General features: G+C 33.7%; 11 protein-coding genes and 1 pseudogene. 7 read left to right on the plus strand and 5 right to left on the minus strand.

Going from position 1 to position 12,152, the window contains the following annotated elements; translation table 11 throughout:
* Positions 1–7 precede the first annotated feature (7 nt).
* A complete protein-coding gene (locus tag BJ095_RS18130; protein WP_235867709.1) occupies positions 8–604 on the minus strand; it encodes a LytTR family DNA-binding domain-containing protein in 597 nt (198 codons plus the stop codon).
* Positions 605–1,203: 599 nt separating this feature from the next.
* On the opposite strand from BJ095_RS18130, the gene BJ095_RS18135 reads away from it, so the two are divergent.
* From BJ095_RS18135 to BJ095_RS18145, 3 genes are all read left to right on the plus strand, one after another.
* A complete protein-coding gene (locus tag BJ095_RS18135) occupies positions 1,204–1,998 on the plus strand; it encodes a helix-turn-helix transcriptional regulator (RefSeq protein ID WP_107934778.1) in 795 nt (264 codons plus the stop codon).
* 215 nt (positions 1,999–2,213) lie between these two features.
* Positions 2,214–3,011, plus strand: a complete 798-nt coding sequence (gene yidC, locus BJ095_RS18140; RefSeq protein ID WP_107934779.1) for a membrane protein insertase YidC — start codon at positions 2,214–2,216, stop codon at positions 3,009–3,011.
* Between the two features lie 179 nt (positions 3,012–3,190).
* Positions 3,191–4,039, plus strand: coding sequence for a M15 family metallopeptidase (locus tag BJ095_RS18145; RefSeq protein WP_107934780.1), 849 nt, complete (start codon positions 3,191–3,193; stop codon positions 4,037–4,039).
* Positions 4,040–4,090: 51 nt separating this feature from the next.
* Here the strand turns inward: BJ095_RS18145 and cls are convergent, their stop codons facing one another.
* From cls to BJ095_RS19145, 3 genes and pseudogenes are all read right to left on the minus strand, one after another.
* The gene (gene cls, locus BJ095_RS18150) at positions 4,091–5,545 is read right to left on the minus strand and encodes a cardiolipin synthase (protein ID WP_107934781.1); all 1,455 of its coding nucleotides are present in this window, start codon (positions 5,543–5,545) and stop codon (positions 4,091–4,093) included.
* 76 nt (positions 5,546–5,621) lie between these two features.
* Positions 5,622–6,272: pseudogene (locus BJ095_RS18155) on the minus strand (YwqG family protein); the annotation flags it as partial.
* A 12-nt stretch (positions 6,273–6,284) separates the two neighbouring features.
* Entirely contained in the window at positions 6,285–6,431 is a 147-nt protein-coding gene (locus BJ095_RS19145) for a hypothetical protein (RefSeq protein ID WP_181418122.1), read from the minus strand.
* A gap of 498 nt (positions 6,432–6,929) precedes the next feature.
* On the opposite strand from BJ095_RS19145, the gene BJ095_RS19435 reads away from it, so the two are divergent.
* Entirely contained in the window at positions 6,930–7,061 is a 132-nt protein-coding gene (locus tag BJ095_RS19435; RefSeq protein WP_248283773.1) for an Lmo0850 family protein, read from the plus strand.
* An 80-nt stretch (positions 7,062–7,141) separates the two neighbouring features.
* On the opposite strand, the gene BJ095_RS18160 is transcribed toward BJ095_RS19435, so the two are convergent.
* Positions 7,142–8,329: an FtsW/RodA/SpoVE family cell cycle protein gene (locus BJ095_RS18160; RefSeq protein WP_107934783.1), complete on the minus strand. Its 1,188-nt coding sequence runs from the start codon at positions 8,327–8,329 to the stop codon at positions 7,142–7,144.
* 278 nt (positions 8,330–8,607) lie between these two features.
* On the opposite strand from BJ095_RS18160, the gene BJ095_RS18165 reads away from it, so the two are divergent.
* The 3 genes from BJ095_RS18165 (at position 8,608) to BJ095_RS18175 (ending at position 12,007) form a co-directional block, all read left to right on the plus strand.
* On the plus strand, positions 8,608–9,357 hold the full coding sequence (locus BJ095_RS18165) for a hypothetical protein (protein WP_107934784.1): 750 nt from the start codon (positions 8,608–8,610) through the stop codon (positions 9,355–9,357).
* A 197-nt stretch (positions 9,358–9,554) separates the two neighbouring features.
* A complete protein-coding gene (locus BJ095_RS18170; RefSeq protein ID WP_107934785.1) occupies positions 9,555–10,628 on the plus strand; it encodes a D-alanine--D-alanine ligase in 1,074 nt (357 codons plus the stop codon).
* A gap of 11 nt (positions 10,629–10,639) precedes the next feature.
* Entirely contained in the window at positions 10,640–12,007 is a 1,368-nt protein-coding gene (locus BJ095_RS18175) for a UDP-N-acetylmuramoyl-tripeptide--D-alanyl-D-alanine ligase (protein ID WP_107934786.1), read from the plus strand.
* Positions 12,008–12,152 lie beyond the last annotated feature (145 nt).

A 12,152-nucleotide genomic window follows, 5' to 3' on the forward strand; every position in this document is an offset into this window, starting at 1 on the left:
CGCATTATCAAGACAAAAATGAATACTCAGATGAAGGCTGGCAAGCTTGTGTATTTTTCTTTGCATTCTTCTGCACTTTTATCTTGCAAAACACACGGTGACAGCGAATAAATGAATCAGGTGCTAAGAATAACTCTAAATCACTTAAATTTAAACGGTGATATCCTTCGCGTCCCATTGTTTTAACAAAAGTTTTTCGTAATTGTGTTTCAAGATAAATTACTTGGTCGTGTTTGATAGGGTACCAACAATCATCAATTTTAATGGTAATGTAGTTTGTTAAAAATGGTGACGGCTTTTGAGGGAAGATTGCTGTAATAGCACCTTTTGTTTCTCCTTCTTCTATAAGAGGAATACTCATCCCATAGTAAGGAACTCCAAATACATCAGACTCGATGTATGTATTAATTTTTTGACCATAGGATAGTGCTTTGTGTGCTGCAGAGCCATCTTTTATAGGATCGCCTGGCTTAATTTTTAAATCTACCTTTTTACTAGGCTGATAATATAAATATTCATTTGTATCCGATATTGCAATCGACGTATTCTCCGGAAAGAAATCTTTAATAATCTCCATGATTTCTTCTATTTGCTTTGGTTCCAATTTAAGACACCTCATTTTGTATACATTTTATATCATATAACATCTATTTTACTACAGTTTGTAATAAATAAAATAGAGAAGATTACCGGCAAGCACGCTAATTTTCTGCAAATATAAAAAATACATTCTTATTTTTGTCACTTTTTATTGTTTCCAATAAAAATAGCGTACCGTATACTAATAGGAAAGTGCAGGTTTCATGTATCCTTAGTATTTAGAATTTATATAGAAAGTATGCTGAAATTTGCCATTCTTTATTAGAAAACTTAGCTTTGTTCGAGCTAAAATGATAAAAAGTCCTTAGGTTAATAAGACAAACTGTTAAACTTTCCTATATGTATAAAATAGAGTTTGAAAATATGCGAAATTATGGTAATATTCACTTTAGTCATACATAATTAATTCTTTATTCTTATTAGTAGAATAATTTAAGCTAAATTTTTAGCAAAAAATACTCATTAAGTCAGTTATTTCATAGAAAAATCTATTAAAAAAACTATATTCTTTAATTAATTTAGGTTATATTACAGTAGTCGATGTGTATTGTTGTAGAATATAACAATATTGCAATTGTATTCTGAAGAAAGATGGGGTAATTTATGCAGCTATTTCCACATTCAATATCTGAAACAATTTCTAAAAGGTACTTTCAAGAGATTGATAGTATAAATCAATATAACGGGATTGAAGATTTTTATAATATTGAATCTAAGCTGTTATTTGAAATCTTTCACTTAGAGTCGGCAAAAGCAAAAAAATCTTTGCACGAAATAATAGATATTTTATCAATCAGATTCGGAAAACAAGTAATCAAAGTGGTAAGAAATTATTTTGTAATCCTTTCATCAATTGTTGCTCGCAAGCTTTTAGATAATCAAGTACCTTCAAAAAAGGCATTTGCTTTTAATCTTGCCTGTGCGGATATGATAGAAAACAATATGAAAGATGCAGAGTTCTTGCAATTTGCTGATGATTTAGTTGATTTTTACGTTTACTTTATAGCAGATCGAAAACAGCCAACCTTTAGACACCAAACAGTAAATAAGGTAATTATGTACATAAATGATGAGCTTGAAAATGATTTAACAGTAGAAAGAATTGCTCAAAAATTTCATATAAGTACTAGCCATTTATCTAGAATATTTAGAGAGCATGTTGGCATAACATTAGTAGAGTATCTAAATGTTAGAAGAGTAGAAGAATCACAATATTATCTTCGTCATACAAATAAAAGTATTACGTCAATATCTGATCAATTCCATTTTTGTAACCAAAGCTACTTCACAAGAATATTTAAAAAATATACAGGTGTAACACCGAAGCATTTCCGTGATGAGCTACATCATGAATTCTACCGCTTTGAAATTCCGGAAGTTGAGTATGAAAACGTATAATGCAAAGTTGATGCAGCATGCAGATTTTTTGGTAAATAGTGAAATGCTTATACTATGATGCGTCATCAACTCGACCAAAATTGGTCGAGTTGTATTTTTCTAATAACCTTATTCTTGTCATTAATATAGTTTCCTATTATATGACCTCGTATTTGATATTCATAAAGTTATTACTGTATACTTCAATTTAGCTAAATAAAATAGTAGGTGGAAAAATGAAAAAACTGAAACTTTTTTCAATGCTAGGCCTTATGCTGTTCGTGTTAACAGGGTGTCAAGCTGTTGAAAATCAGGAAGGCTTCTTTTATAGTACGTTTGTTAAACCGATGAACTGGTTATTAGAATTCTTAGGTAATGATTTGTTTAACGGAAGTTACGGTTTAGCAATTATCGCAATCACAATTGGCGTTCGTTTAATCTTAATGCCGTTCATGTTAAAAAATTACCGTTCACAATCGGCAATGAAATCCAAAATGGATGTTGTAAAACCGAAAATGGACGAGATCCAAGAACGATTAAAGGCTGCTCAAACAAAAGAAGAACAAATGGCAATTCAACAGGAAATGCTAAGCTTATATCGTACAAATGGAATCAATCCTTTAAATATGGGTTGCTTACCAATAGTTATCCAAATGCCAATCATTATGGGATTATATTTTGCAATACTTTACTCTGATGATGTAAAATCACATGAGTTTTTATGGTTCAATTTAGGATCACCTGATATCTTAATGACAATAATTGCTGGTATCGTATACTTTGTACAAGCGAAAGTGTCACTTTGGACCGTTCCTGAAGCTCAAAAGGCTCAAATGAAGTTAATGATTTATATCTCGCCAATTATGATCGTGTTTATCTCATTCACATCTATGGCTGCACTGCCTTTATATTGGTCGGTAAGTGGTATACTGCTAATTCTTCAAACGTATATTGGAAGAAAGTATTTCACTGATCATCCAGCAAAGCCTGTGCCAGAAGCAGGAACGGAAACAGTTTCTTTAGATAAAAAATAATCTAAAAAGTCGGGGTCATATGCCTCGGCTTTTTGTTATCTACGGTAATTTAAATACGTTATCTAAAGATTATAATGCTCGCAATAGGTGACTAGAATTTTTAAGAAAAATAATACAGTCAAACGGGGAAAACAGTGCTAAAATTAAAGCATTGTATACGGAAAGAGGCTTATACGATTATGAAAAGAACTACAACTTTCGGTAATAAGAATAATAGCAAAAAGAAATACATATGGATTAGTGCTAGTGTAGTAGTTATTATAGCTGCGGCTATTGGGGTGTTTTACTATTTCAATCAAAGTAACTTTAACCTCCAAACAGTTGAACCAGCTCCGGTTGAAGATGTAAATGAACAAAATGCAAACCAAGAAGATACTACTAAAATTGAAGAGGATAATATAAAGCCTACAGATGAAGCAAAAACACCTAATACAGAAGACCAACAGGCCGAAACAGAACAGCCTATTACAAATAACGGTTATATTGAGGGGCAACAATTGCCAACAGAGCCTACATTTGTTGAGGGGGTTCTATTAGCAAATAAAAAGTATCCGTTACCAAGTACTTTTGCTCCAGGGGAAAGTGAAGAGGCGCGTAAAGCCTTTGAACAAATGGCAACAGATGCTAAGGTTTCTGGTTTTGATCTTGTAGCATTTAGTACTTATCGTTCTTTTGAATATCAAGATACACTTTATAATAATTATGTAAGTCGCGATGGGCAAGATAACGCAGATCGCTATAGTGCAAGACCTGGATACTCTGAGCATCAGACTGGATTAGCTTTTGATATCGGTGAAAAAGGGGAAGAGGATTTATGGTTAACTGAAGAATTTGGTGAAACAGAAGCTGGGAAATGGCTAGTTGAAAATGCACACAAATACGGCTTTATCCTCCGATATCCACAAGGGAAAGAAGCCATTACAGGATATATGTATGAATCTTGGCATTTCCGATATTTAGGTGTCGATGTTGCCACGAAAGTGAAAGAATCAGGTGTCACACTAGAAGAATACTTAGGTGTTGAATAGAAAAAAGGATGACGATTAAATGCGTCATCCTTTTTTATTAGAGCGAGTAGATTATAGAATTGGTGTTAATAATCGAGAAATAGATTCTTTAAATTTAATGATACCTGCCCGATTCTCATATTTTTCAAGCGTTAGCTCTGTGCAATCTAATATATCCTTTTCGAAAATTTCTGCTAGTTGATGGGAAAGTGTCCGATCGTAAATAAAAGCATTCACTTCAAAATTCAAACTAAAGCTTCGTACATCAATGTTAGCTGTGCCCACTGTTGAAGCTTCATCGTCAATAACAATTGATTTAGCATGGATAAATCCTTTTTCATAAATGAAAATTTTAGCTCCAGCACGTAATAACTGGCCAACATAAGAATAGGTAGCCCAGTAAACAAACATATGGTCAGGTTTGTTAGGAATCATAATGCGTACATCAATTCCTGAAAGTGCAGCGATTTCAATAGCGTTTAAAAAGCTATTATCAGGTATGAAATAAGGAGTTTGGATGTAAATATAACGCTTTGCGCTCATAAGTAATTTCAAATACCCATTTTTGATGGCAGGAAATTCTGTATCAGGCCCACTTGAAACGATTTGAACAGCAATATCGCCCTTTTTCGGAATTGCAGGGAAGTAGCGTTCAGAATAGATAATATTATTATCGCTTGCTTGGTTCCAATCGAGTAAAAAGCGAGTTTGAAGAGGGTGAACAGAACTCCCTTCAATACGTAAATGGGTATCTCGCCAATAGCCAAATTTTTTATTTAATCCTAAATATTCGTCTCCAACATTAAACCCGCCGATATAACCGATGCGTCCGTCAATAATGACAATTTTACGGTGATTTCTAAAGTTTAATCGAGGATTGATAAGGGGGAAAATAGAAGGGAAGAAGACCTCTATCTCTCCTCCAAGTTTAAGGAGAGACTTGAAATGCCTCTTCCTCAAGCCTCGTGAACCCATTTCATCATAAAGAATCCGAACCTTTACACCTTGCTGTGCCTTCTTTAAAAGAGCTGTATAAATACGTTTTCCTAAATTATCTAATTTGAAGATGTAGTATTGTACATGGATATGATCTTTTGCACTCTCAATATCCTCAAGTAAGTCCTCGAATTTTTTAGCCCCATCATCGTAAAGCTGAACATCGTTATCTTGCGTCAGAACAGAGTCGCTTGTTTTTAAGTTCATGTGAATCAAACTTTTATATTTTCCAACCTCATCGAACCTGAAATCCAGTGAATTTTCTTCAAGGGCCTCGATTTGATAAGAGATTAGTTTATCAATCCCAATATCTTTTTGTCCCTCCCAGCGAAACAAATGCTTTTTACGCATTGGTCGACCAAGCAACAAATATAATATGAATCCGGCTAGCGGCAGAAAGAAAAGTACAAGTGTCCAAGCCCATGTTGCGGAAGGGTCTTTTCTTTCTAAAAAGATCACCATAATAGCAAGAACGATATTTAATATGAGAATAATCGGAATAACAGATATGGTATTGAAGAAAATACTCATATAACTGCACCTACTTTATTTTTTATAAAATAATTATAGCTTAACAAGTGAATGAATTGTAGTATTGCAGCTAAAATCAGAACTGTTCAGCGATAAAGTAAACAGACGAAAAATCTAAGTCTTTAAGAGCTTGCTGATTGATGAAAAATTTTAAAATACCAGAATCACCATACATAATCCCTTGCTCGTCATTCGAAACGATTTGCAATAACAAAGTATCGAATTTTTTTAGGAATGTTGAATCCTTTCTTGTATCATATTCAATAAAATATGGATAGCCACCTAATTTGTGTTCGGCAGCAAGAAAGTTTTCAAAATAGATATCCTCAAAGGTTCTTCCATCATCACTTATAACTTCACGTCCAAATTGTGAAGCTTGCAAGAGATGTTCTCTTCTATAATCAAATACAGAAACTGGCTCAAGTTTTCCGTAAAAATCTAGCTTCATTTCCTTTTGGATTGTAGAATCGCTGTTAATATTCAAATAAGAAAAACTTATTTTCAATTGGTCTTCGTTTAAAACTTCTGGAAAGTAACGAATTTTGAAATCTTGTTGAAAGAGCAATTCCACTTTTGCCTCAATCGGATGGTTAAATTTATTCGAAATGAAAAATTGTAACAGCCCTTTATTAGGAAAAAGGGGGCTGGAAGGTAATTGTGCAAAATTTATTTGAGCCAATAAGGGCATAAATTCATTGTTTGTATCTTTTGGACACAAATGAGACTTAGGTAAATAGGGTTATCCTGCAAGCTTGCTTTCGGTTAAAGAGGGGGTTCCATCGGTAGGGGTAAGCCATAAAGAGCTTACTACTGATGACTCAATTTCGTTTCGAAAATATTCTAGTTCATTTGGTAAGTAGATTGAATTTGAATTTTCTCTTTGCACTCTTTTACCTCCAAAAACTATCGGACTTCGCAATTTCATAATGCATTATGAATGCACAACATGAAAGCATTAGCACTTTAATATACGCAATGCTTTAGATATTCATGTACTTATTAGTTAGAAATATCTTTGTATCTAATTATCTATATAATTGTTACCCTTATTTTTAAATAATAAGTAAGAAATTGAAAAGAAAAATTTAGGAGAAATTAGTAAATGTGAACAAAATGTGACTTTTTATTTTGATGTTTGATTTGATTGATTAAAGGTTATAATTCCTTTAGTAGCAAAGATTGAAACAAATTTTTCTTGGATATTTAATAAAATGAAATGCTATTTAGTTGACATTTTCAAAGTTGTAACATAATTGAAAAATATTAGGCAAGGCAAGCATGTTATTATAGACATAAGAATTATTAAGTTAGAGCTATTTAATTTGAAACTTTTAGGCAGTTAATACGTTATTTATAATATATAAAGAAGGTTAGGTGGATAAGCATGACGAAGGAAGTAGACTTAAAGAAAATTGTTTCAAATTTATCTAAATTAGGTGTTACTGCAACCATTACAAAATCCCGTCTTGAATTACTAAAAGTATTAACACCACCAACTCAAACACCACAAGTATAAAATAATAATGAGAATTAGCATAAGAAAATCCCGACTAGAAATGGTCGGGATTTTTTCGGTAGGCTTATAATTTTAAAGTGTTACTCGTCGTCATCATTACTTGCAAACATATATGATTTATAATGGTACTTCATACTGAATACTAAGCCGATTGCTAGGGCATTACCCATTAGGGAACTACCGCCATAGCTTATAAATGGTAGCGGAATACCAGTAATCGGTAAAAGCTGAATCGTCATTCCAATATTTTCGAACACGTGGAAGGTAATCATTGCTATTATTCCTGCACAAACGTACGTACAGAAAGGATCCTTTAAGGTTAATGTCAATTTTGTTAAATGATAAATTAACAGGAAGTATAGACATATTACAAAGCTTGCTCCGATGAAGCCCCATTCTTCTCCAATTACCGTAAATATAAAATCTGTATGACTTTCTGCTACATATACTTCACGGTCTAAATACCCTTTACCAAAGATTTCACCAGACCCAATGGCATTTAATGAAGTGATTAAATGATATCCAGAGCCAGACGAATAAGAGTATGGATCTAACCAAGAGTAGATACGGGCAAACTGATATGGCTGCAAGCCGAATTTATCCTCTAGGAATTCCTGCATATATAGAGCCATCCAAAGTAAAGAGCCGCCTATAGCAACGGCAGATGCGAATACAGGTAGAATAATTTTCCATGAGACACCTGCTACAATGATTAATGCAGCAGTAATTGCCAAGAATACTAAGGAAGAACCTAAGTCCGGCTGCATCATGATAAATGTTAAAGGAATAAGTAAAGTTATCGCGATTTTACCTAATAAAATAAAGTCTGATTTAATGCTTTTTATAAAATATTTTTCATGGTGCTTACTAATGACCCATGCCATAGCAAGAATGTAAAAGGTTTTCATAAATTCAGAAGGCTGAATGCTTCCGATTGGCGTTGAAAACCAGCTTTTTGCCCCGTTACGCTCGATAACAGGACCACTTTCTGATGCGGGAATAACAGCTAAAAGAATCAATAATACAATACCGAAGCCATATAAATACCATGCCATTTTCTTATATTGGTCAGGATCGAAATAAATTACAAATGCGACAATGATGGCAAAAATCACGTAATTTACTAATTGCTGCAATACGAAGTTTGAAGCATATTGTCCAGTTGTCTGTGCAGAAGAAATAGCTAACAAACTAACGATAAGAAATAATAAAATAATTAAAGCAAGCTTCCAATCAAAACGGCCTGCGAAGTTTTGGTTATTTTCCATTTTATTTCACCTAATTAATCTTAAAGATTTTAGAAAAAATTTTCGAACTTGTACATTTTACTTTAACATAGAAATGAATAAAAGGGGACTATCGTATCTATGTTAAAAAGGTGTAAGATATTGGCTGAAGCTATTCTAACAAACAGCTAATTTTTTGCTCTTATTTTCATAAATACTTGGAGTGCGTAAAGTTACGACGAAATGGAAATGAAAATGTTTCAAATTTATAAGTTACATCATATAATAACTATTGTATTGAATTATTGGGGAGTGAGCCTATGGCAAGAAAACAAAAAACTGCGGATGATTTTATGCATCATTTGTTTGTACATATGAATGATGTTGATCATTTTGTGATATACAGTGGCCTGACGTTAAAGCAGTTTGTTAGCTCAGTCGACCCAATACCAAATTTATTATTATTAAAACATGGCTACGATGACGGATCATTCAATATGCATACGCAGTTTGACTTCATACCCATTGATGAATTACCGAAATTTGTTAAGGAAATGGATGATGCTGATGGTGATTTATGCTGGATTGATTTTGCAAGTGAGAAGGATGTTAATCAGTTAACTGCAATTGAACAGGCAGAGCTACTTTACATGAGTCATAAGAAAGAGCCTATCTATACTCCGTTTTATTCTAAGCTACAAAATCGGTATGTGTACTATTCATCCGAAAATGACAAGTTAACAAAGGTTTATTATAGGTATTTAAATGATTCGGAATATCTTGTTACTAATTTATTTAATCAGCTGATAAAAGAAAAAGAAGGTAACGGTAGTTTTTGGCGTAGAAAATCAAAGGATACGATTCCCACTTTAGATCCGGTAGTATTAAAGGCATATCGACCATTTATAAAAGAGGGTGCCTTGTTATCTCTGTACAAAATGGAGAAACAAAATAACTGTTATGGTGTTGAAATACGTACTCTTTCTGACTATGATTATCCCGATGAGGTTTGGGATGATTTAGACATTATAATAAAACAAAACTACGATGAACTAATCAAAATCACTTAAAACTTTCTGTCATAGCACATTTTTGACAGGGGGTTTTTTCACTTTTTTTGCTTACTAAATACCATGTGTTAGTTGGTAGAAAAAAATACAAAGTGCAACTAAGGCGTTTTGCTATACGTCTTTTCGATAAGCCTAGTTTTCTAAGAACTAAGTTTTCGTGTTAAACTAGAACTACTCAATATTTGGAGGGTCAAAAAATGAAAAAGCGCGTTGGTTTATTATATGGAGGGAAGTCTGCTGAGCATGAAGTATCATTATCTACAGCGACAGCCGTTTCAAAAGCTATTGATTATGAAAAATATGATGTATATCCGATTTTCATAACATTGGATGGTCAATGGCTAAGAGGACCTCAGTTAACAAAGCCAGTTGAATCGATTGAACAATTACAATTTAAAAGCGAAGAAGTATCACCAAATAATATTACAGAATTTATTTTAGATAATAATTCCCAGGCTCAATTTGATGTAGTTTTTCCTTTGTTACACGGAACAAATGGGGAAGATGGAACAGTGCAAGGACTATTAGAGGTGCTGAATTTCCCGTATGTAGGAAATGGCGTATTGGCTTCAGCGGCTGGTATGGATAAAGTAACGATGAAACAGCTATTTAGTGTAGCGGGCTTAAAGCAGGTTCCTTATGTTCACTTTATTCGAAACGAATGGAATAACGGCTCCGAGGACCTTATCGAAAAATGTGAATGCGATTTGGGGTGGCCGATGTTTGTAAAACCAGCTAATCTTGGTTCAAGTGTTGGGATTAGTAAGGCTATGAATAGAGAAGAGTTAGTCAAAGCAATCGAGTTTGCTTTCCAATATGATCGTAAAGTAATCGTTGAACAAGGTATTACAGCACGTGAAATTGAAATGGGTGTATTAGGAAATGATGACCCTAAAGTATCTGTAGCCGGTGAAATCAAACCAGTGACTGAGTTTTATGATTATGAATCTAAATATAAAGATGGTTCAACGGCGCTTATTATTCCTGCTGAAATTTCTTCTGAAGTGGAAAGCACTATGAAGGATATGGCTGTTCGTGCATTTAAAATTTTAGATTGCTCAGGAATTGTTCGTTCCGATTTCTTTGTAACAGAAAATAATGAAGTTTATATTAATGAAGTGAATACAATGCCTGGGTTCACACCAGTAAGCATGTATCCGTTATTATGGCAGCATACTGGCGTTAGCTATCCACAATTAATTGATAGCTTAATTGAGCTTGCAATTGAACGTCATACAGAAAAACAACAATTACAATATAACCGAGATTAGAGTGAATTGACATGAAAAGAACATTAAAAGAAATTGCCAATTGGATAAATATTGATTGCCAAAGCTATTCTGATACGATTATAAAGGGAGTCTCCATTGATACAAGAACAATTTCAGAAGGAGATCTATTTATTCCTTTTCGCGGTGAGTCTGTTAATGGACATAAATATGTTGCACAGGCTTTTGAAAAAGGGGCAGCTGCCACTCTTTGGTTAAGAGATGAACCAAACCCTCCGACAGATATGCCTGTTTTATTTGTTGAGGATGCAGAGCTTGCTTTGCAAGAAATGGCTCGTGCTTATCGTCATGAACATCAAGCTAAATTTATTGGTGTAACAGGCTCGAATGGAAAAACGTCGTCTAAAGATATTTTAGCAAGTATGTTAACGCCATTTTATAAAGTACAAAAAACAATCGGTAATTTTAATAATCAATTAGGTGTACCTATTACGATATTAAATCTTGATGAAGATACTGAAATTGCGGTTTTAGAAATGGGAATGAGTGGTTTTGGTGAGATTGAATTTTTAACAAAACTTGCGAAGCCGCATTTTGCTGTAATTACTAATATCGGGGAAGCGCATATGCAGGACCTTGGTTCGCGTGAAGGAATTGCAAAAGCAAAATTCGAGATTATCCTTGGCTTGAACGAGGATGGCATCCTATTCTTTGACGGTGATGAGCCTCTACTTCAAAATTTGGTAAATTCACAAGCACAGCTTACATCTAAAGGCTTTGGCTTCAATACGTCGAATGACTTAGTAGCAACGTCGATTGAAACAACTGAAAAAGGAAGTCGTTTTACTGTTCAAGGTGAAGTGAATGGAGAATTCTTTATTCCTGTTTTAGGGAAGCACCAAGTGAAGAATAGCTTAAATGCCATTTTATTGGGGAAAAATCTTGGCTTAACTAATGAGCAAATTCGCGAGGGTCTATCACAAGTATCATTAACAGATATGCGTATGCAATTGGTTCCTACTGAACAAGGAATATTATTTATCAATGATGCCTATAATGCTGCACCTACCTCTATGATGGCAGCTATCCATTTTGTCCAATCGACTTCGTTGCGTGAGGATAAATGGTTAGTGCTAGGTGACATGCTTGAGTTAGGTGATGACGAGCAAAAATTTCACGAGCAAATCGCAAACGCCATTGATGCTGAAGCAATCTCAAGAGTTTGTTTATATGGCACTAGAATGAAGTGGCTATATGAACAGTTAAAACAAAAATTTGCTAACGAATACTTAATGCATACTGAGAATGATTACGATCAGATTGTAGATTATATAAAACGTCATGCAAATGAAAAATCATTAATCTTATTAAAAGGTTCTCGAGGAATGAAATTAGAAACGGTTTTAAATTCATTTAAGTAAATAAAAGACACCTTTAAGTTGAACTGCCCCGTAAAAGTTAGACACTAATCTAACTTTTACGGGGGTTTTTTTATGGCTAAATTTTCTATCGAACAAAAAATTCAAGCAGTTGAACGTTATATAAATGGGCATGAATCAATGAATG

Source organism: Ureibacillus chungkukjangi (assembly GCF_003217295.1).
GTDB lineage: Bacteria > Bacillota > Bacilli > Bacillales_A > Planococcaceae > Ureibacillus > Ureibacillus chungkukjangi.